The following is a 19,993-nucleotide window of genomic DNA, read 5'->3' as shown; positions in this document are numbered from 1 at the left end:
GGGGCAACGCCACGCCGAAGATCGAGTTCGGGCCGTTAACCTCCGCGCTGTCGGGCAGACTCGAAGGAAGCCCGAAGCAAACCTCCCGGAAAGAGGGTGGATCGCGTGGACCGCTGCATCGTCCTGGTGGACGCCGGGTATCTGCTGGGGGCCGCCGCGAGTCTGCTCGCCGGGGAACCCTCACGCTCCCGCATCACCGTCGACCACGCCGCCCTCATCCAGGGGCTGCGCGAGCGCGCCGAGTCCGACACCGAGCGCCCGCTGCTGCGCATCTACTGGTTCGACGGCGCCCCCGACCGCGTGCCCCAGCCCGAGCACCGCAGACTGCGCGTGATGCCCCGCGTCACCGTCCGGCTCGGCGCCCTGACCCGCAGCGACGGCCGCTGGGCACAGAAGGGCGTGGACGCCGCGATGCACGCCGAGCTGACCGAGCTGGCCCGCAACCGCGCCTGCTCCGACGTCGTCCTGGTCACCGGCGACGGCGATCTGCTGCCGGGCATGATGGCCGCCAAGGAGCACGGGGTCGCCGTACACCTGTGGGCCGTGCAGGCCGCCGACGGCGACTACAACCAGTCCGAGGACCTGGTCGCGGAGGCCGACGAGCGGCGCGTGCTCGACCGGGCGTGGATCGTCAAGGCCGTACGGGCCAAGGACCTCGGCGGGGTGTGCGCGCCGCCGCCGGTGCCGCGGCCCGAGATCGCCGCGATCCTGTCCGCGCCGCTGCCGGACGCCCCGCTCGCGCCGGCCGGCGAGCGGCCCGAGGAGGAGGCCGAGCACGCCCCGGCCGCGGCCGACTCGGAGAACGGTGCGCAGGAGCGGGTGCCCGCGCCCAAGGGCGTGCCCACCCCCAAGGACCTCGCCGCGCTGCGCGCCCCCGGTGCCCAGCCCGACCGGCATCCGGCGAGCGCGACCCTGCGCTGGTCCTCCGACAAGGGCTGGGTCGACCGGCCCGTCGCCGAGGCGCCCGACGCGGCCTCGATGCCCACGCTGGCCCAGCTGACCACGGCGGAGCAGCGGTGGGCCGACCGGGAGGAGGACATCACCGCGGTCGGCGGCGACCCCTACGAGGTCGGACAGGTGTTCGCCCGGCGGTGGATGGGCCGCCTCGGCGAACAGGTCCAGCTGCAGAAGCTGTCCGGGATGTACCCGCGCGTCCCGCACCGGATCGACGGTGAGCTGCTGCGCTACGCGGCCCGGTTCGGCCTGCTCGCGCACAAGGACGACCAGATCGACGAGCACGACCGGTACGCCATCCGGGCCGGGTTCTGGCGGGAGATCGACGTCCGCACGGCGGCCGAGCACGCCCCCGCGGGTGAGTAGTTCCTTACCGGTGGATTTGCCGTTGTGGGCCAACCCGGGAGCGGGCGGGGCTCGTCGACCCCGTACTCTCGTCCTTTGTGAGTACGCGCGCGGCACAGGCACATCGGCACGGTGGCGATGTCGTGTGCGCGGTGCGCGGACTGACCAAGACCTATCCGGCGGTACGGGGACGGCGCGGCACGCCCGCGACACCCGCGGTACGGGCCACCGACGACGTACGCCTCGACATCCGCGGCGGTGAGATCTTCGGGCTGCTCGGGCCGAACGGGGCCGGCAAGACCACCCTCGTACGGCAGCTGACCGGGCTGATGCGGCCCGACGCGGGCCGCGTCGAGATCCTCGGGCACGACATCGTGCGGCACCCGGAGCGGGCCGCGCGGATCCTCGCCTACCTCGGCCAGGAGTCGACCGCCCTGGACGAGCTGACGGTGTCCCTCGCCGCCGAGACCACCGGACGGCTGCGCGGCCTGGAAGCGCGTGACGCGCGGGCCGAGCGGGACGACGTACTCGACGAACTGGGGCTCACCGCGCTCGCCGGGCGCCCCTTGAAGAAGCTCTCCGGCGGGCAGCGCAGGCTCGCGTGTCTGGCCGCCGCGCTGGTGGGGGAGCGGCCGCTGCTGGTGCTCGACGAACCGACCACCGGGATGGATCCGGTGGCCCGGCGGGCCGTGTGGGCGGCCGTCGACCGGCGGCGGGCCGAGCGCGGCACGACCGTCCTGCTCGTCACCCACAACGTCATCGAGGCCGAGACCGTCCTGGACCGGGTCGCCGTCCTCGACCAGGGCCGGGTCATCGCCTGCGACACCCCGACCGGGCTCAAGGAGCAGGTCGCCGGGGAGGTCCGGGTCGACCTGGTGTGGCGCGAGAAGGCGCCGCTGCACGTCCCCGAGGTCGCCGCGCTGCGCGAGCGGGCCGTCGAGTCCGGCCGCCGCTGGACACTGCGGCTGGCCCCGGAGGAGGCGCGTACCGTCGTCGCCACGGTCACCGGCGGCAGCGCGTTCGCCGCACTGGACGACTTCACCCTGACCACGCCGTCCCTGGAGGACGTGTACCTGGCGCTGGGCGGCGCCGCGCGGCAGGGGTTGGTGAAGGCGTGAGCGCGCGAGCCGCCGTATCCGTATGGAACGGGGACAGGGCGGGCGAGCCTCGCGCAACGGGCTCTCGGGCCGCAACGGACGCTGAGCAGAAAACGGACGCTGAGCAGAAGGGGAGCCGCGCGACGTGAGTGTCGTACCCGCCGAAGTCCTGCCGGGCAGTGCCCTGGCCGTCGAGGAGGCCGCCCCCGTGGGCGCGGCCGAGCTCGCGCCGCGGGCACGCCTGTGGCCGTCCCTGTGCGCGATCTACCGGGCGCAGCTGTCGCGGGCGCGGGTCGCGCGGATCCCCCTGCTGTTCGTGGCGACCTTCCAGTCGATCGGGATCATGATCCTGATGCGCGGGGTCGTGGACGGCGGCGGTGAGGCCGAGTCGGTGGTGGCCGGATCCTCCGTGCTCGTCGTGGCGTTCGTCGCGCTGAACCTGCTCGCCCAGTACTTCGGGCAGCTGCGGGCCAGCGGCGGGCTCGACCACTACGCCACGCTGCCGGTGCCGCCGGCCGCCGTGGTGCTCGGGGCGGCCGGGGCGTACGCCTCCTTCACCGTGCCGGGGACCGTGGTGACCGCGGTCTTCGGCTGCGTGCTGTTCGGGCTGCCGCTGACGCATCTGTGGGTGCTGGTCGCGGTGATCCCGCTGGCCGGGGCCGCGCTCGCCGGGCTCGGGGCCGCGCTCGGACTGCTCGCGCCGCGGCCCGAACTGGCCACGCTGCTCGGGCAGTTGGGCATGTCCGCGGCGCTGCTGCTCGGGGTGCTGCCGGCCGACCGGATGCCCGACGCGGTGCGCTTCACGCGGGACCTGCTGCCGTCCACGTACGGCGTCGAGGCCTTCGCACGTACCTTCGGGCCGCATCCCGACTGGGCCTTCGTCCTCGGTGACCTGGCCGTCTGCGGAGTCGTCGGGGTCATCTCGCTCGCCGTCGCCACCTGGGCGTACCGCCGGGCGGCCGTCCGGTGACGCGCCGCACAGACGCGCCTGGCACGATGTCAGGGTGACCGCACCGTTGACTCCGCCTCCGCCGCCGCACGAACACTCCTCGCACGACGCGTGGCAGCCTCCGGGGGCCGCGCCGGGTGGCGATCCCGGTGCCGGGTATGCGGCTTCCGCGCCGCGTGACTCCCTCTGGGACGGCGCCTACGGGCAGGACGGGCCGGGGATGAAGGCCGAGCTGCGGGAGGCCGGCATCGTCGCCGTGGCGGTCGCGCTCTCGGGTGTGCTGCTGGGGGTGCTGTGGTGGTGGCTGGCGCCGCATGTGCCGCTCGTGGGGGACGTGGTCGAGAAGAGCTGGGTCGTCTATCTCGCGGACAGCGAGGGGGAGCAGGCGATCGGGGTCGACGGGACGTTCGCGTTGCTCGCGTTGGCGTTCGGGGTCGTGAGTGCGGTGGTGGTGTTCGCGTGGCGGCGGCGTGGGGGTGTGCCGTTGGTCGTGGCGGTGGGGGTCGGGGGACTGCTCGGGGCGTTGCTCGCCTGGCGGGTGGGGGTGTGGCTCGGGCCCACGGACGATGTGATCGCGCACGCGAAGGATGTGGGCAAGGGGGTCACGTTCTCGGCGCCGTTGAAGTTGGGGGCGAAGGGGGCGTTGCTGGCGTGGCCGTTCGCGGGGTTGCTCGTCCACCTGGGGCTGACGGCGTTGTTCGGGCCGCGGGATCCTGAGTTGTATCAGGCGGGGGCTGTGCCGAAGGACGGGTACGGGGCGCCGCTGTCGTAGGCGGTTTTTCTCGCCCCCGCCGCCCCTACCCGTCCCATCCTGGGGCTCCGCCCCAGACCCCGCTCCTCAAACGCCGGAGGGGCTGAGTTTTCGCCGACCTGGGCTGGAATCTTTCAGCCCGTCCGGCGTTTGAGGACGAGGCCGTTCAGGCCGAAGCGGGGGTCTGGGGGCGGCAGCCCCCGGAGATGGGGCGAGAGAGGCCCGTTATGCCGGGCGGTGGCCGTGGTTGGCCTTTCTGGTGCGCCACTTGCGTTTGCGGGTTTTCTTCGACATGGCTGTTGGGTTTAACCGAGGAACGGCCCCGCGTCGAGGGGTCAGGCGCGACCGATCGGCGCCAGTACCGCGGCGGTCAGAGTCGCGAGGGACTCCGGCGAGAGTTCCACCTCCAGGCCCCGGCGGCCCGCCGAGACGCAGATCGTGGGGTGGGACGACGCCGACTCGTCCAGCACCGTGGGGAGCTTCTTGCGCTGGCCGAGCGGGGAGATGCCACCGCGGACGTAGCCGGTCGTTCGTTCCGCCAGCGTCGGGTCCGCCATCGCCGCCCGCTTGCCGCCCACCGCGGCCGCCAGCGCCTTCAGGTCCAACGTGCCCGCCACCGGGACCACCGCCACCGTCAGCGTGCCGTCCACGTCCGCGACGAGCGTCTTGAAGACCCGGTCCGGGGACACGCCCATCGCCTCGGCCGCCTCCTCGCCGTAGGACGGGTGGGAGGGGTCGTGGTCGTAGGAGTGGATCGTGTGCGACACCCCCGCGGACGTCAGGGCCACCGTCGCCGGTGTGCCGCCCGCGGAGGGCTGGTGCTTCTTGGACTTCTTCGCCATGGGTGCCGTGCCTCAGTTCAGGCTCGTCGGGCTGCGCGTCAGTTCCGACGCCGGTAGGGACGGCAGGTTACGGATGATCGCCGTCTCGGTGCGAAGGAGTTTCAGTTCCTCGCGGAGGCGGGAGGCGATGTCCGGGGCCTGCAGCAGACGTTGCTTCGTCGGCGTGTCGAGCATGATCGCGGCAGCCACGAGGTACGAGACCACGGACGGGTCGTCGGGGAGGTCAGCGCCCGTCGACAGCGAGCGCTCCCGCGCCCCTGCCAGCCGCTTCTGGTACTGGCGGAACGCCCGCAGCACCCCCTCGGCCAGCGCCCCGGCCTCCTCGCCCTGCTCCTCCGGCAGCTCCTCGACCTCGGCCGTCAGGAACGGGCCCGACGCGTCGACCGACACCAGCCGCGCCCTGGCCGTGCCCGTGGCGAGCACCTCGAAGGTGCCGTCCGCGCGCTCCCGGATCGTCGCCGCGTCGGCGATGCAGCCCGTGCCGTGGAAGGACTTGAGTGGGTCGGGACCGAAGCCGGCCGCAGGTCCCACATCGCGCGGCGCGGTCGGGTCGGGCATGCCGGGCGCGGTCGGGGCCACCTCGTGGCCGTCACGGATCGCCACGACGGCGAACCGGCGCGGTTCGTCCTCGGGGGTCTTGAGCAGTTCGCGCATCATGGCGCGATAGCGCTCCTCGAAAATGTTCAGAGGCAGCACCAGCCCCGGGAACAACACCGAGTTCAGGGGGAAGAGCGGGAGCTGGACGGTGGTCACGGCGCAGAAGCCTAATGGTCTCCGGAGCGGGCGCGTCCGCCCCGCTCACTCCGTGGATGCCGGGGCGGCGACGACAGCACCGCCGAACGGATCTCGTCGCGGGTCCTCAGGAACAGCGCGAGCGGGTCGTCCGACTGCCGGTCCCACGGGAAGGACGTGGCGTACGGGCCGATCAGCCGCAGCTGCGCGTAGGCGTCGTCCCAGCGCTCCAGGCGTACGAGGACGTACATCAGTTTGTTGCGCAGCTCGGCCGGCCAGGGGCGGGCCGCGGGGAAGCGGGCGGAGAGCGCGATCGCCCGGTCGGCCGCCGCGTCCAGCCGGTGCCGGGGCACCTCGGGGCCGCAGTCGTCGGTGAGGTAGGCCAGGACCGCGCGGGCCGGCAGCCCCTGGACCAGCGAGTCCGCGGGCGCGTCCTGCGCGGCCCGGTCGGCGAAGTCCAGGCACTCGCGGTGCGAGCCGTGCCAGAAGGCGGCGAGGTAGTTCAGGGCGGCCACATGGCAGCCGTAGTGGTGCGGGGCGCGGCGGACCGCGGCCTCCCACAGCTCCTCGAAGTACTTGTGCCCGGCGTTCGCCCCGCGCGCGTGGTCCAGCGCGATCCGCCACGGCACCGGGTCGCGGTCGTCGCCGCGCGCCGCGGCCGTGATCAGTGGGCTCACCTCGCGCAGCAGCTCCGCGCGCGCCGGGGAGGGCCAGGCCCGGTCGACGGCGAGTTGGGCCGCGACCACGCGCGCGTCGGGGTCCTGCGGAGCGGCCTCGTACCACTGCTCGAACCACTCCGCGCGTGAGCACGCGAAGGCCGCGAGCCGGCGTACGCAGCGGTCGCGGCCCTCCCAGTCGGCGCCCCGGCGGGTGGCGGCGAGCAGATCGGCCGCCGGCCGGTGCTCGCCACGGGCCGCCGCGACCAGCACGGCGCCGAGACCGTCGTCGGGCACGTCGAGCAGCACCTCGTCGTCGGCCGGGAGGCCGGGGGAGAGGCGCGGCTCGGCCCGGGGTGTGCGGGCCGCGCGGCTGAAGGGGTGCAGCAGAGCCATGGTGTCGACCATTGAAGGACCGCAGGTCAGCCCGGCGCCAGATGGAGCGGGCAACTCATCGAAAGTTGTACGCGCCTAGGTCAAGGGAAGGTAAAAGGTGATGACTGTTCAACAACCGTTCGGTCGGGGCAGGCGCGAGATCTGGAGGTCATGTGCGTTCGGTGCGCATTCCGTGTGCACCCCTTGCGTGCCCGGAGACGACCCCGACGGCCGCCCCGACGACAGGCCCTAGTTCCGCCGCAGCAGCCGGGTCGCGCCCGCCGCCACCGTCGTCGCCAGGATCCAGCCCAGGATGATCATCGTGGCCGCCAGCCACTGCCAGCCGCCCCTCAGCTGCCAGACGCCGACCTGACCGAGGTCGATCACCGGGAGCAGCAGGTCGAGGGCGAACAGGGCCGGGTTCCACGCCGGATGGCCCCCGGCCTGCACCGGCGGATGGCTCGCGTGCGCGAACGCCACCGAGCCCGCGGCCCACAGCACCGCCATCCACACCGCGGCCCGTCCCGGCCGGTACCCGTAGGCCACCGCCCAGTCCTGCACGTACCCCCAGAGCTTGGCCGCCGGCGGCAGCGTCTCGCGGCGCCGGCGCTGCTTGGCGAGCAGTACCTCGCGCGCGTCCTCGTCCTCGCCGCCGGCCCGCAGCACGGCGGCCAGCCGCTCGTACGGCTCCGGGTTGTACTCGGCGGTCGCCGCGGCCACCCAGCCCAGCCGCTCCTCCAGCGGGAACCGGCCGGTCGGCACCAGGTTCTCGTAGGCGAAACCGCCCATGTGCAGGTTGCCGGGCGTCGGCCAGGCGCTGGAGCGGTCGACCAGGTTGATCACCTTCGCGCCCGACAGCACGACCGCCCCGCGCTGCGGCCGCTCGCCCAGGAAGCGCAGCTCGGGCGTCTGCACCCGGCGCAGCGACAGTTCCTGGTCGTCGGTGAAGGTGAACCGGGCCCGTTCCAGGTCGACCGAGTCCCCGAACCGTCCGTCGTCCAGACGCACCCCGCCCTGGCACTCGAACCGCTGTATGCGGGTGCCGCGCGCGGGCGTCGAGCCGCTCAGCGCGGGACTGCCGACGCCCGCCGGGGTCAGGTACAGGGTCCGGCCCACGGTCAGCTGGGGCGCGTTCAGCGCGAGCCGGGTGTACGGGTTGGCGAGGCGCGCCCCGCGCAGGCTCAGCGAGACACCGACCTTGGCGCTGCGCAGGCTCAGCTCGCCGTGCGACTCCAGGAGCTCGGCCTGGAGGTCCTGGCCCACGGTCATGCCGTCGGCGGCGATCGAACGGCCGCTGCGGTCGCGGTAGACGATCGCCTGGTTGAGCAGCAGATCGGTGCCGATGTGCGCGTCGGTCAGCCGTACGCCGTTGTGGAACCGGCAGCGGGGCAGATGCAGGTCACCCTCCGTGTGCACCCGGGCCGCCTCCAGGCGGGGCACCGAGCAGTCCACCATCCGCATGGTCTGGAACCGCGCCTCGGGCAGCAGCACCTCCCGCTCGAAACGGCAGCCGCGCAGCTCCACGTACGGCGTCACGGTGCCGCCCGCGAGGTCCAGCACCCCGCTGATCTGCACCCCGCGCAGCTTCAGCGACGCCACCCGGCCGGAGAGCGCGGGCGGGCCGTCCAGCAGCAGCCAGCACACGATCCGCGCGCGTACCGTGCGCTCGGGACCCCAGGGATGCCCGCCGTGCGGATCGTCGACGACGGTGTCCCCGCTGCTCAGGTCGTACACGCTGCCGTTGCGGAAGGCCTGCCACATGCCGGCCTCGGCGGCGGTCAGATCGTCCGGCAGATCCCCCGCGCGGATGCCGGCACCCTCGGTCACTGCGTTTCCTTCCTCCCCGTCCACCTACGGGTTTCGCACAGCTGGTGATGCCCGCTGAGTAACGCCCGGAACACTAGACGCGACGACGATCTTCCGGGTTCCGGCCACGTTCTGTATCAGCCATTGATACGCGCGGACGACGGCCGATCGCCGTCTGAGAGAATTGGCCCCGTGATCTCCCGAATCGATCTGCGCGGTGACGCCCTCCCGCAAGGGCCCGCCCTGCGCGACCTGCTGCCCCGAGCCGACTTCGACGTCTCGGCCGCCCTGGAGAAGGTGCGGCCGATCTGCGAGGCCGTGCATCATCGGGGCGACGCGGCGCTGATCGACTTCGCCGAGAAGTTCGACGGGGTGCGGCTGGAATCCGTACGGGTCCCGGTCGAGGCGCTGAGTGAGGCTCTGGAGCAGCTCGATCCGGCCGTGCGCGCGGCCCTGGAGGAGTCCATCCGGCGCGCCCGTCTCGTCCACCGCGAGCAGCGTCGTATGACGCACACGACCCAGGTCGTGCCGGGCGGTTCCGTCACCGAGAAGTGGGTGCCGGTCGACCGGGTGGGGCTCTACGCGCCCGGCGGGCGGTCCGTGTATCCGTCGACCGTGGTCATGAACGTGGTCCCGGCCCAGGAGGCGGGCGTCGAGTCGATCGCCCTCGCCTCCCCGGCGCAGGCCGATTTCGGCGGTCTGCCGCACCCGACGATCCTCGCGGCCTGTGCGCTGCTCGGCGTCGACGAGGTGTACGCGGCGGGCGGCGCGACCGCCGTCGCGATGTTCGCGTACGGCACGGAGTCCTGCGCTCCCACGAACATGGTGATGGGCCCCGGCAACATCTGGGTCGCCGCCGCCAAGCGCTACTTCGCGGGCAAGATCGGCATCGACACGGAGGCCGGTCCCACCGAGATCGCGATCCTCGCCGACGAGACCGCCGACCCGGTGCACGTCGCCTCCGACCTGATCAGTCAGGCCGAGCACGACCCGCTCGCGGCCGCCGTCCTGGTCACGGACTCCGTGACGCTCGCGGACGCGGTCGAGAAGGAGCTGGAGCCGCAGGTCGCGGCCACCAAGCACATCGAGGACCGGATCGTCCCCGCGCTGCGGGGCAGGCAGTCCGCGATCGTCCTCGTCGACGGCGTCGACGAGGGGCTGCGGGTGGTCGACGCGTACGGCGCCGAGCACCTGGAGATCCAGACGGCGGACGCGGCGGCGGTGGCCGACCGGGTCAGGAACGCCGGCGCGATCTTCGTCGGACCCTGGGCGCCGGTCTCCCTCGGGGACTACGCGGCCGGCTCCAACCACGTGCTGCCGACCGGGGGTTGTGCCTGCCACTCCTCCGGCCTGTCGGTGCAGTCCTTCCTCCGGGGCATCCACATCGTCGACTACACGAAGGACGCGCTGGCCGACGTGGCGCATCACGTGGTCACGCTGGCGGAGGCGGAGGACCTGCCCGCGCACGGAGCGGCGATCAAGGCAAGGTTCGGTTGGAAGGTGCCCGGCAAGTGAGCTTCGGAATCGACGATCTGCCCGTACGGGACGAGCTGCGCGGCAAGTCCCCTTACGGCGCGCCCCAGTTGGACGTGCCCGTACGGCTGAACACCAACGAGAACCCCTACCCGCTGCCCGAGGCACTGGTCGAGCGCATCGCCGAGCGCGTCCGCGAGGCCGCCCGCGACCTCAACCGCTACCCGGACCGGGACGCGGTCGAGCTGCGCACCCAGCTCGCCAAGTACCTGACGGACACGGCGGGTCACGCGGTCGGCCGGGCCAACGTCTGGGCCGCCAACGGCTCCAACGAGGTCATCCAGCAGCTGCTCCAGACCTTCGGCGGGCCCGGCCGCACGGCGATCGGCTTCGAACCGTCGTACTCGATGCACGCGCTCATCGCGCGCGGCACGGGCACGGGCTGGATCTCCGGCCCGCGCAACGCCGACTTCACGATCGATCTCGCCGCCGCCGAGCGGTGGATCGCCGAGAACAAGCCCGACGTTGTGTTCATCACCACCCCCAACAACCCCACGGGCAACGCCGTTCCGCCCGAGACGGTCCTCGCGCTGTACGAGGCCGCGCAGGCCGCCAAGCCGTCCATGGTGATCGTCGACGAGGCGTACATCGAGTTCAGCCACGGCGACTCGCTGCTGCCGCTGCTCGAAGGTCGGCCGAATCTCGTCGTCTCGCGGACGATGTCGAAGGCGTTCGGGGCGGCGGGCCTGCGGCTCGGCTATCTCGCCGCGCACCCGGCCGTCGTCGACGCCGTGCAGCTCGTACGGCTGCCCTACCACCTGTCGGCTGTCACCCAGGCGACCGCGCTGGCCGCCCTGGAGCACACCGACACACTGCTCGGGTACGTGGAGCAGCTGAAGGGCGAACGGGACCGGCTGGTGGGCGAGTTGCGGGCCATCGGCTACGAAGTGGTCGAATCGGACGCCAACTTCGTGCAGTTCGGGCGGTTCGCGGATTCCCACACCGCCTGGCAGGCGATCCTCGACCGGGGTGTCCTGGTCCGGGACAACGGCATCCCGGGGTGGCTGCGGGTCAGCGCCGGAACCCCGGAGGAGAACGACGCGTTCCTCGACGCGGTCCGTGAACTGAAGAAGGAGCAGAGCGCATGAACCGCGTAGGACGTGTGGAGCGGGTGACCAAGGAGACCTCGGTCGTCGTCGAGATCGATCTCGACGGAGCCGGCAAGGTCGACGTGTCGACAGGGGTCGGCTTCTACGACCACATGCTCGACCAGCTCGGCCGGCACGGTCTGTTCGACCTCACGGTGAAGACCGAGGGCGACCTGCACATCGACTCGCACCACACCATCGAGGACACCGCCCTCGCCCTCGGCGCCGCCTTCAAGCAGGCGCTCGGCGACAAGGTCGGGATCTACCGCTTCGGGAACTGCACGGTTCCCCTGGACGAGTCGCTGGCCCAGGTGACCGTCGACCTCTCCGGCCGCCCCTACCTCGTGCACACCGAGCCCGAGAAGATGGCGCCGATGATCGGCGAGTACGACACGACGATGACCCGGCACATCCTGGAGTCCTTCGTCGCCCAGGCCCAGATCGCACTGCACGTGCACGTGCCGTACGGGCGCAACGCGCACCACATCGTGGAGTGCCAGTTCAAGGCGCTGGCCCGGGCCCTGCGCTACGCCTCCGAGCGCGACCCGCGCGCGGCCGGCATCCTCCCCTCCACGAAGGGCGCGCTGTGACCGGCCTGTCGACCATCCTGATCGTCGTCGGCCTCTTCCTGGTCGGCGGCATCATCTCCTTCGTCAAGCAGGAGATGCCCAAGAGCCTGATCGTGCTGCTGTCGATCGCCGCCGCGATGTGCCTGGTGGCGGGTGTGGTCCGGCTGGAGGTGTGGAATTGAGCGCGGCCAGGAAGGTCGTCGTCTTCGACTACGGCTTCGGGAACGTCCGTTCCGCGGAACGTGCCCTCGCGCGCGTGGGTGCCGAGGTCGAGATAACGGGCGACTTCGACAAGGCCATGAACGCGGACGGTCTGCTGGTGCCGGGCGTCGGCGCCTTCGCCGCCTGTATGCGCGGTCTCAAGGACGCGCGCGGTGACTGGATCGTCGGCCGCAGGCTGGCCGGCGGGCGCCCGGTGCTGGGCATCTGCGTCGGCATGCAGATCCTGTTCGCGCGGGGCATCGAGCACGGCGTGGAGACCGAGGGCCTCGACGAGTGGCCCGGCACGGTCGGACCGCTGCAGGCCGACATCGTGCCCCACATGGGCTGGAACACCGTCGAGGCACCGGCCGACTCCCAGCTCTTCGCAGGACTGGACACGGACGCGCGCTTCTACTTCGTGCACTCCTACGCCGTCCACGACTGGTCCCTCGAAGTCCACAACGGCCTGCTGCGCGCACCCAAGGTGGCCTGGTCGACGCACGGCAAGCCCTTCGTGGCCGCCGTGGAGAACGGCGCCCTGTGGGCCACCCAGTTCCACCCCGAGAAGTCCGGCGACGCCGGCGCACAGCTGCTCACCAACTGGATCGGAACCCTCTAGACCATGGCCAAGCTCGAACTCCTCCCCGCCGTCGACGTCCGTGACGGTCAGGCCGTCCGCCTCGTGCACGGCGAGTCCGGCACGGAGACCTCGTACGGCTCCCCGCTGGAGGCCGCCCTCGCCTGGCAGCGGTCGGGCGCCGAGTGGCTGCACCTGGTCGACCTGGACGCCGCGTTCGGGACCGGCGACAACCGCGCGCTGATCGCCGAGGTCACCGGCGCCATGGACATCAAGGTGGAACTGTCCGGCGGCATCCGCGACGACGACACCCTCGCCGCGGCCCTCGCCACCGGCTGCACCCGGGTGAACCTCGGCACGGCCGCCCTGGAGACCCCCGAGTGGGTCGCCAAGGTCATCGCCGAGCACGGCGACAAGATCGCGGTCGGTCTCGACGTACGCGGAACGACCCTGCGCGGCCGCGGCTGGACCCGCGACGGCGGCGACCTCTACGAGACGCTGGAGCGCCTCAACAAGGAAGGCTGCGCACGGTACGTCGTCACCGACATCGCCAAGGACGGCACCCTCCAGGGCCCCAACCTGGAGCTGCTGCGCAACGTGTGCGCGGCCACCGACCGCCCGGTCGTGGCGTCCGGCGGCGTGTCCTCGCTCGACGACCTGCGCGCCATCTCCGAGCTGGTACCCCTCGGTGTCGAGGGCTCCATCGTCGGGAAGGCCCTGTACGCGAAGGCGTTCACCCTGGAAGAGGCCTTGGAGGCGGTAGCCAAGTGAGCGGTGTACGACGCGTGTCGAGCGGAGCGCCCTGGGAGGAGCAGTTCGGCTACTCCCGCGCGGTGGAACTGCCGAACGGACTGGTGCTGGTCGCCGGCTGCACGTCGATAGTGGACGGTGAGATCGCCGGGGGCGGTCCCTACGAGCAGACGATCAACGCGTTCAAGGTGGCGGTCGCGGCGCTCGAACAGCTGGGTCTGGGCCGGGACGACGTGGTGCGTACGCGCATGTACATCACGCATGCCCGGGACGTGGACGACGTCGGGCGCGCGCACAAGGAGCTGTTCGACACGGTCCGGCCCGCCGCGTCCATGATCATCGTCTCCGGCTTCGTGGACCCCAGCCTGGTCGTCGAGGTCGAGGTGGAGGCGTACCGAGGGGAGTCCTCCGCATGACCCTCGCGGTACGCGTCATCCCCTGCCTGGACGTCGACAACGGCCGGGTCGTCAAGGGCGTCAACTTCCAGAACCTGCGCGACGCGGGCGACCCCGTCGAGATGGCCAAGGTCTACGACGCCGAGGGCGCCGACGAGCTGACCTTCCTGGACATCACCGCGTCCTCGGGCAACCGCGAGACCACCTACGACGTGGTGCGCCGCACCGCCGAGCAGGTGTTCATCCCGCTCACGGTCGGCGGCGGTGTCCGCACCGCCGAGGACGTGGACAAGCTGCTGCGGGCCGGCGCCGACAAGGTGGGCGTCAACACGGCGGCGATCGCGCGCCCCGAGCTGATCCAGGAGATCGCCGAGCGCTTCGGCAGCCAGGTGCTGGTCCTCTCGGTGGACGCGCGGCGCACCGAGAGCGGGTCCTTCGAGGTCACCACGCACGGCGGCCGCAAGGGCACCGGCATCGACGCGGTCGAGTGGGCGCACCGGGCCGCCGAGCTGGGCGCGGGTGAGATCCTGCTCAACTCGATGGACGCGGACGGCACCAAGGACGGCTACGACATCGAGATGATCGAGGCCGTCCGCAAGCACGTCACGGTCCCGCTGATCGCCTCCGGCGGCGCGGGCCGGCTCACCGACTTCCCGCCGGCCATCGGCGCGGGCGCGGACGCCGTGCTCGCCGCGTCCGTCTTCCACTTCGGGGATCTGCGGATCGGGGAAGTGAAGCGGGCGCTCAGGGACGCGGGGCATCCCGTTCGCTAGCTGAAGAGGGGCGCCCTTCCAAAGAAGAGCGCCCTTCCAAAGCAGAGCGCCCTTCCGGATGCCTGGGATGCCTCAGATGCCGAGCTGCTTGGCCTCCTGGAGCTTGGCGATCGCGTTCTCGTCGCCGTCCAGCTCCACCTTGGCCACGTTCTGCCGGCCGTGGACGAACAGCAGCAGCTCCGAGGGCTCACCCGTCACCGTCACGACCGGTGCGCCCTTGTGGGCGACCGCGGTCTGGCCGTCGGGACGGCGCAGCACCAGGCCGGTGGGCGCGCCGCGGCCCATCAGCCGGGCCATGCGCTCCAGGCGGGACCACAGGGCGTCCTGGAACACCGGGTCCAGCTCGCGGGGCGTCCACTCCGGCTGCGCACGCCGTACGTCCTCCGTGTGGACGTAGAACTCGACCGTGTTGGACGCCTCGTCGAGCTGCTTGAGCTGGAACGGAGAGAAGCGCGGCGGGCCCGTACGGATGAGCTGGATCAGCTCCTCGTACGGCTTCGCCGCGAACTCCGCCATCACCCGGTCCAGACGTGGCGCGAGCTGCTTGATCATGATGCCGCCGGCCGCGTCGGCGCGGCGCTCGCGCACCACCACGTGCGCGGCGAGGTCCCGGGCCTGCCAGCCCTCGCAGAGGGTCGGGGCGTCAGGGCCCGCGGTTTCCAAGAGATCGGCGAGCAGAAGCCGTTCGCGCTTGGCAAAGGTCGACATGCTGCCAGCGTACGACCGTCCACCAAGTCCGCACAGTGGACACCGTCCCGTCACTGTCAGTGCCGCGCGGCACAATGGCACCCATGACCAGCAAGCCCCAGTCCAGCGGTCTCGACCCCGAGATCGCCGCCCGCCTCAAGCGCAGCCCCGACGGGCTCGTGCCCGCCATCGCCCAGCAGTACGACACCGGAGAGGTGCTGATGCTGGGCTGGATGGACGACGAGGCGCTGCACCGCACCCTGACCACCGGACGCTGCACGTACTGGTCGCGCAGCCGCCGGGAGTACTGGGTCAAGGGCGACACCTCGGGGCACGTCCAGCACGTCAGGTCCGTCGCCCTGGACTGCGACGCGGACACGGTCCTCGTGAAGGTCGACCAGGTCGGCGCCGCCTGCCACACCGGCGCGCGCACCTGCTTCGACGCGGACGTGCTTCTCAAGGACGGTGCCGAAGTGCTTCTCAGGGACGGCTCCGAAGCGCTCCTCAAGGACGGCTCCGATTCCGGCTCCGCCGTCCCGAATCAGTAGGGTCAGCCGCCATGGACCTCGAGACCTTCCGCAAGCTGGCCACCGACCGTCGGGTCATCCCGGTCACCCGCAAGCTCCTCGCCGACGGCGACACCCCGGTCGCGCTCTACCGCAAGCTCGCCGCCGAGCGCCCCGGCACCTTCCTGCTGGAGTCCGCGGAGAACGGCCGCACAGCTTTCCAATGGTCTCGGTACTCCTTCGTGGGAGTCCGCAGCGCCGCCACGCTCACGGCCCGCGACGGCCAGGCGCACTGGCTCGGCACCCCGCCCGTCGGCGTCCCGGTCGACGGTGACCCGCTGGCCGCCCTGCGCGCCACCATCGAGGCCCTGCACACGCCCCACCAGGAGGGCCTGCCGCCCTTCACCGGCGGCATGGTCGGCTATCTGGGCTACGACATCGTGCGTCGCCTGGAGAAGATCGGCCCCGGCGAGCGCGACGACCTCAGGCTCCCCGAGCTGACCATGCTCCTGACCAGCGACCTCGCCGTCATGGACCACTGGGAGGGCTCGGTCCTGCTGATCGCCAACGCGATCAACCACAACGACCTCGACACGGGCGTCGACGAGGCCCACGCGGACGCGGTCGCCCGCCTCGACGCCATGGAGGCCGACCTCTCGCGCGCGGTGGCCCAGCCGCCGGCCGCACTCCCGCCCTCCGAACTGCCCGAGTACACCGCGCTGTGGGGCGGCCCCGACTTCCGGGCCGCCGTCGAGGACGTCAAGGAGCGCATCCGGGCCGGCGAGGCCTTCCAGGTCGTCCCCTCGCAGCGCTTCGAAACGCCGTGCACGGCAAGCGCGTTGGACGTCTACCGGGTCCTGCGGGCGACCAATCCGTCGCCGTACATGTACCTCTTCCGCTTCGAGGGCTTCGACGTGGTCGGCTCCAGCCCGGAGGCGCTGGTGAAGGTCGAGGACGGGCGGGCCATGGTCCACCCCATCGCCGGCACCCGCCCGCGCGGGGCCACCCCGCAGGAGGACCAGGCCCTCGCCGACGAGCTGCTCGCCGACCCCAAGGAGCGCGCCGAGCACCTCATGCTGGTCGATCTGGGCCGCAACGACCTGGGGCGGGTCTGCGAGCCGGGCTCGGTCGAGGTCGTCGACTTCATGTCCATCGAGCGCTATTCGCACGTGATGCACATCGTCTCCACGGTGACCGGCCGGGTGGCCGCGGGCCGCACCGCCTACGACGTCCTGACGGCCTGCTTCCCGGCCGGCACCCTCTCCGGCGCGCCCAAGCCCCGGGCGATGCAGATCATCGACGAACTGGAGCCGTCCAGGCGGGGGTTGTACGGCGGCTGCGTCGGCTACCTCGACTTCGCGGGCGACTCCGACACCGCCATCGCCATCCGCACGGCCCTGCTGCGCGACGGCACGGCGTACGTCCAGGCGGGCGCCGGCATCGTCGCCGACTCCGATCCGGTCGCCGAGGACGAGGAGTGCCGCAACAAGGCGGCGGCGGTCCTGCGCGCCGTCCACACGGCGAACCGGCTGGGCAGTTAAGGCCGCAAACCGGACTCTTTCCGGGCAGTGGGGCGCGTATCACGTGAGCCCCGGGTGACGGTTCGCCCGGGGTTCAGGCAATAGTGGGGTACGTGACTGCTGTTCCTCACCCCCGATCCGAAGCCGCGGGACCCGCTCGGGCCGCCCGCCGGAGTCTTGCCGTGGCCCTGACGTCCGGCGCGCTCGGCGCGGCCGTGGCGCTGTTGTCGACGCGCCAACGCTGGTCGGAGGGCACCGCGACGGTGGCCGGCGGCGCGTTTCCGCTGACCGCCAGGGGAAGTGACGTCACGGGTGTGCCCGCGGCGCTGGCGATAGTCGGCCTTGCCGCGCTGGTCGCCGTCTTCGCTGTTCGCAAGGCGGGGCGGTTGCTGGTCTCGGTGCTGCTCGCGCTCTCGGGCGCCGGCACGGTTGCCGCTGCGCTGCTTGGCGTGTCGGACAGCTCTGCGTTGGACGAGCAGGCGGCGAAGGCGGCGGGCGACACGTCGGCGACTGTTGATGCGCTCTCGCATACCGCTTGGCCGTACGTTGCCGCTGTTGGCGGCGGGTTGCTTCTGCTGGCCGGGTTGCTCGCGATTCGGTACGGGCGGTTGTGGCCTGCGATGTCCGGTCGGTACGAGCGCAACGGTGCTCCGAGGGTTCGCCGTAGGGCTGCGCCGGTGGATCCGGATCGGCCGGAGGAGATCTGGAAGGCGTTGGATCGGGGCGAGGATCCCACCGGGGCGTAGTCGCTCTGGGGGAGGGTGCCGGGTGCGCGAGTGTCGGTTGGTCGTGGCTGGTCGCGCAGTTCCCCGCGCCCCTGAAGGGGCGCTTGACGTGACCCCGGGATAGCTTGCACCCGCGTATGCGGAACAATGAGTGCTGAGCGTTTGGCTCGGAGACGTACACGACGTACACACAGCAACGAGGAGCAAGTCATGGCGGGCAGCAGCCACGGTCACACCCCGGCCGCCTGGACCGGTGTCACGATCGCCTTCATCGGGTTCTGCGTTTCGGGTGTCTTTATGGTGATGGCTGAGCCCGCGGGCTTCTGGGCCGGCATGGTCGTCGTGGTCCTCGGCGGGGTCGTCGGCCTCATCATGCGCGGGATGGGCCTCGGCCAGTCGAAGGAGGACCCGCACGCGGAGGCGCGGGCCGCCGCCGCTGCCGCGAGCAACCCGGTGGGCGTCAAGAGCTGACGCGCACACGGCTTTCGTGAGGGGCGATCCGGTGCCGGGTCGCCCCTCACTCGTGTCGCATCCGTGTGCGAGGGGGCAGAATGCGAGACGTGAACGCCGACAGCCAGAGGGTGACGCCGTCCGACTCCGGGTCGGCACTGGGACGGATCGCGGTCCCCGCGGGGATCCTCGCCGCGGTCGTCGGGGCCTTCGCCTACGTGGGCACCGTGGACCCGAACGAACCCGGCCACTACCCGGCCTGCCCCCTGTACAGCCTCACCGGCATCTACTGTCCCGGCTGCGGCGGCCTGCGCAGCGCGCACGCCTTCGCGCACGGGGACTTCCTGGCGGCGCTCCAGGACAACGCGCTGGCCGTGGTCGCCTATCTGGGCTTCGCCGTGGTGTGGACCGTATGGGTGGTGCGCGCGGCGCGCGGACGGCCGCTGCGGATCGATCTCGGGCCGGTGCACCTGTGGTCGCTGGGGGCATTGCTGCTGGTCTTCACGGTTGTCCGGAACCTGCCCCTCGGTGGCTGGCTGCACCCTTGATCAATTACCGAATGTCCAGGTAGTGGGACCGGCGTCAACCGGATGTGAGGCCTACGCCCCGCTCCGGATACCATCGACGTGACCACCGGTTTTATCTCCGGGTCAACCGCTTCAACAGTCAACCGTCTGGAAGGGGGCCGCTCGCGTGAGTGTGCTCGACGAGATCATCGACGGAGTCCGTGCCGACCTCGCGGAACGGCAGGCGCGCGTCAGCCTCGACGAGCTCAAGGAACGCGCGGCGAAGGCTCCCGCGGCCAAGGACGGACTGGCCGCGCTCAAGGGCGACGGCGTCAAGGTCATCTGTGAGGTCAAGCGCTCCAGCCCCTCCAAGGGCGCGCTGGCCGCGATCGCCGACCCGGCCGGACTCGCCGCGGACTACGAGGCGGGCGGCGCGGCCGTCATCTCCGTGCTGACCGAGCAGCGCCGCTTCGGCGGCTCGCTGGCCGACCTGGAGGCCGTCCGCGCCCGCGTGGACATCCCGGTCCTGCGCAAGGACTTCATCGTCACGTCGTACCAGCTGTGGGAGGCCCGCGCGTACGGCGCCGACCTCGCGCTGCTGATCGTGGCCGCCCTGGAGCAGCCGGCCCTGGAGTCGCTGATCGAGCGGGCCGTCTCCATCGGTCTGACCCCGATCGTCGAGGTGCACGACGAGGACGAGGTCGAGCGGGCGGTGGACGCGGGCGCCAAGATCATCGGCGTCAACGCGCGCAACCTGAAGACCCTGGAGGTCGACCGCGGCACCTTCGAGCGCCTCGCGCCCGAGATCCCCGCCGGCCTCGTCAAGATCGCCGAGTCCGGCGTCCGCGGCCCGCACGACCTCATCGCCTACGCCAACGCCGGCGCCGACGCGGTCCTGGTCGGCGAGTCCCTGGTGACGGGCAAGGACCCGAAGACCGCGGTCGCGGACCTGGTGGCCGCGGGCGAACACCCCGCACTCCGCCACGGCCGCAGCTGATCTCCGGCTAGAGTTACCCCCGATGACGCTCACCCTGACCCCCATGGACCGGCACGCCCGCCTCGCGCGCGGCTGCCGCCCTCGGGGCTGCCGCGCCCCGGCGCGCAGGATCCACGGCCGCAGGGTCCGTTACGTCATCGGAGACGAACCTGGGCAGGTAAACGGCCGCCGATGGCAGCGCGCCCCTTAGGGGCGCGGGGATTGCGCGA

24 protein-coding genes are annotated in these 19,993 nt (G+C 71.9%); 19 read left to right on the top strand and 5 right to left on the bottom strand.

Going from position 1 to position 19,993, the window contains the following annotated elements; all coding sequences use genetic code 11:
- Positions 1-105: 105 nt before the first annotated feature.
- From ACIP6U_RS38415 to ACIP6U_RS38400, 4 genes are all read left to right on the top strand, one after another.
- Positions 106-1,320, top strand: coding sequence for an NYN domain-containing protein (locus ACIP6U_RS38415; protein WP_401727345.1), 1,215 nt, complete (start codon positions 106-108; stop codon positions 1,318-1,320).
- A gap of 122 nt (positions 1,321-1,442) precedes the next feature.
- Positions 1,443-2,417, top strand: a complete 975-nt coding sequence (locus ACIP6U_RS38410; RefSeq protein WP_401727440.1) for an ABC transporter ATP-binding protein — start codon at positions 1,443-1,445, stop codon at positions 2,415-2,417.
- Positions 2,418-2,541: 124 nt separating this feature from the next.
- Positions 2,542-3,366, top strand: a complete 825-nt coding sequence (locus ACIP6U_RS38405) for an ABC transporter permease (protein WP_401727344.1) — start codon at positions 2,542-2,544, stop codon at positions 3,364-3,366.
- A 34-nt stretch (positions 3,367-3,400) separates the two neighbouring features.
- Positions 3,401-4,117, top strand: coding sequence for an AAA family ATPase (locus ACIP6U_RS38400; RefSeq protein WP_401727343.1), 717 nt, complete (start codon positions 3,401-3,403; stop codon positions 4,115-4,117).
- Positions 4,118-4,431: 314 nt separating this feature from the next.
- On the opposite strand, the gene ybaK is transcribed toward ACIP6U_RS38400, so the two are convergent.
- The 4 genes from ybaK to ACIP6U_RS38380 all read right to left on the bottom strand — a co-directional run bounded on the left by ybaK (position 4,432) and on the right by ACIP6U_RS38380 (position 8,528).
- Entirely contained in the window at positions 4,432-4,938 is a 507-nt protein-coding gene (gene ybaK / locus ACIP6U_RS38395; RefSeq protein ID WP_401727342.1) for a Cys-tRNA(Pro) deacylase, read from the bottom strand.
- A gap of 12 nt (positions 4,939-4,950) precedes the next feature.
- On the bottom strand, positions 4,951-5,691 hold the full coding sequence (locus ACIP6U_RS38390; protein ID WP_401727341.1) for an LON peptidase substrate-binding domain-containing protein: 741 nt from the start codon (positions 5,689-5,691) through the stop codon (positions 4,951-4,953).
- Positions 5,692-5,702: 11 nt separating this feature from the next.
- On the bottom strand, positions 5,703-6,734 hold the full coding sequence (locus ACIP6U_RS38385) for a hypothetical protein (protein ID WP_401727340.1): 1,032 nt from the start codon (positions 6,732-6,734) through the stop codon (positions 5,703-5,705).
- Positions 6,735-6,950: 216 nt separating this feature from the next.
- A complete protein-coding gene (locus tag ACIP6U_RS38380) occupies positions 6,951-8,528 on the bottom strand; it encodes an oxidoreductase (protein WP_401727339.1) in 1,578 nt (525 codons plus the stop codon).
- A 171-nt stretch (positions 8,529-8,699) separates the two neighbouring features.
- On the opposite strand from ACIP6U_RS38380, the gene hisD reads away from it, so the two are divergent.
- The 8 genes from hisD to hisF are packed head-to-tail and all read left to right on the top strand — an operon-like array spanning position 8,700 to position 14,393.
- Positions 8,700-10,022 carry a histidinol dehydrogenase gene (gene hisD, locus ACIP6U_RS38375; protein ID WP_401727338.1) on the top strand — a complete coding sequence of 441 codons (1,323 nt, stop codon included), beginning with the start codon at positions 8,700-8,702 and terminating at the stop codon, positions 10,020-10,022.
- Positions 10,019-11,128, top strand: a complete 1,110-nt coding sequence (locus ACIP6U_RS38370; protein ID WP_401727337.1) for a histidinol-phosphate transaminase — start codon at positions 10,019-10,021, stop codon at positions 11,126-11,128. Before hisD ends, ACIP6U_RS38370 begins: the two co-directional genes overlap by 4 nt.
- Positions 11,125-11,718, top strand: a complete 594-nt coding sequence (gene hisB, locus ACIP6U_RS38365) for an imidazoleglycerol-phosphate dehydratase HisB (protein ID WP_401727336.1) — start codon at positions 11,125-11,127, stop codon at positions 11,716-11,718. Before ACIP6U_RS38370 ends, hisB begins: the two co-directional genes overlap by 4 nt.
- Positions 11,715-11,879, top strand: coding sequence for a hypothetical protein (locus ACIP6U_RS38360; RefSeq protein ID WP_280877318.1), 165 nt, complete (start codon positions 11,715-11,717; stop codon positions 11,877-11,879). Before hisB ends, ACIP6U_RS38360 begins: the two co-directional genes overlap by 4 nt.
- Positions 11,870-12,517 (top strand): imidazole glycerol phosphate synthase subunit HisH, encoded by a 648-nt coding sequence (gene hisH, locus ACIP6U_RS38355; protein ID WP_401727335.1) that lies wholly within the window; start codon positions 11,870-11,872, stop codon positions 12,515-12,517. The genes ACIP6U_RS38360 and hisH overlap by 10 nt, the downstream gene beginning before the upstream one ends.
- Positions 12,518-12,520: 3 nt before the next feature.
- Positions 12,521-13,246, top strand: coding sequence for a bifunctional 1-(5-phosphoribosyl)-5-((5-phosphoribosylamino)methylideneamino)imidazole-4-carboxamide isomerase/phosphoribosylanthranilate isomerase PriA (priA, locus tag ACIP6U_RS38350; protein WP_401727334.1), 726 nt, complete (start codon positions 12,521-12,523; stop codon positions 13,244-13,246).
- Positions 13,243-13,641 carry a RidA family protein gene (locus ACIP6U_RS38345; RefSeq protein ID WP_401727333.1) on the top strand — a complete coding sequence of 133 codons (399 nt, stop codon included), beginning with the start codon at positions 13,243-13,245 and terminating at the stop codon, positions 13,639-13,641. Before priA ends, ACIP6U_RS38345 begins: the two co-directional genes overlap by 4 nt.
- Complete coding sequence (gene hisF, locus ACIP6U_RS38340) at positions 13,638-14,393, top strand: imidazole glycerol phosphate synthase subunit HisF (RefSeq protein ID WP_401727332.1); 756 nt, start codon at positions 13,638-13,640, stop codon at positions 14,391-14,393. The genes ACIP6U_RS38345 and hisF overlap by 4 nt, the downstream gene beginning before the upstream one ends.
- A 72-nt stretch (positions 14,394-14,465) precedes the next feature.
- Here hisF and ACIP6U_RS38335 read toward each other — a convergent pair whose 3' ends face one another.
- Positions 14,466-15,101: a TIGR03085 family metal-binding protein gene (locus ACIP6U_RS38335; RefSeq protein ID WP_401727331.1), complete on the bottom strand. Its 636-nt coding sequence runs from the start codon at positions 15,099-15,101 to the stop codon at positions 14,466-14,468.
- A gap of 83 nt (positions 15,102-15,184) precedes the next feature.
- Here ACIP6U_RS38335 and hisI point away from each other — a divergent pair, with 83 nt between their 5' ends.
- The 7 genes from hisI to trpM all read left to right on the top strand — a co-directional run bounded on the left by hisI (position 15,185) and on the right by trpM (position 19,974).
- Positions 15,185-15,628, top strand: coding sequence for a phosphoribosyl-AMP cyclohydrolase (gene hisI, locus ACIP6U_RS38330; RefSeq protein ID WP_401727330.1), 444 nt, complete (start codon positions 15,185-15,187; stop codon positions 15,626-15,628).
- 11 nt (positions 15,629-15,639) lie between these two features.
- The gene (locus tag ACIP6U_RS38325) at positions 15,640-17,127 is read left to right on the top strand and encodes an anthranilate synthase component I (protein WP_401727329.1); all 1,488 of its coding nucleotides are present in this window, start codon (positions 15,640-15,642) and stop codon (positions 17,125-17,127) included.
- Between the two features lie 83 nt (positions 17,128-17,210).
- The gene (locus ACIP6U_RS38320; RefSeq protein WP_401727328.1) at positions 17,211-17,852 is read left to right on the top strand and encodes a TIGR02234 family membrane protein; all 642 of its coding nucleotides are present in this window, start codon (positions 17,211-17,213) and stop codon (positions 17,850-17,852) included.
- 189 nt (positions 17,853-18,041) lie between these two features.
- Positions 18,042-18,302 carry an HGxxPAAW family protein gene (locus ACIP6U_RS38315; protein WP_401727327.1) on the top strand — a complete coding sequence of 87 codons (261 nt, stop codon included), beginning with the start codon at positions 18,042-18,044 and terminating at the stop codon, positions 18,300-18,302.
- Positions 18,303-18,382: 80 nt separating this feature from the next.
- The gene (locus ACIP6U_RS38310; RefSeq protein WP_401727326.1) at positions 18,383-18,829 is read left to right on the top strand and encodes a DUF2752 domain-containing protein; all 447 of its coding nucleotides are present in this window, start codon (positions 18,383-18,385) and stop codon (positions 18,827-18,829) included.
- 145 nt (positions 18,830-18,974) lie between these two features.
- Positions 18,975-19,784: an indole-3-glycerol phosphate synthase TrpC gene (gene trpC / locus ACIP6U_RS38305; RefSeq protein WP_401727325.1), complete on the top strand. Its 810-nt coding sequence runs from the start codon at positions 18,975-18,977 to the stop codon at positions 19,782-19,784.
- A gap of 22 nt (positions 19,785-19,806) precedes the next feature.
- Entirely contained in the window at positions 19,807-19,974 is a 168-nt protein-coding gene (gene trpM / locus ACIP6U_RS38300) for a tryptophan biosynthesis modulator TrpM (protein ID WP_401727324.1), read from the top strand.
- Positions 19,975-19,993 lie beyond the last annotated feature (19 nt).

The sequence above is a fragment of the Streptomyces sp. NPDC088794 genome, from assembly GCF_044750545.1.
In the GTDB taxonomy this organism is placed as follows: Bacteria; Actinomycetota; Actinomycetes; order Streptomycetales; family Streptomycetaceae; genus Streptomyces.
This window is presented reverse-complemented; position numbering and strand designations above follow the sequence as displayed.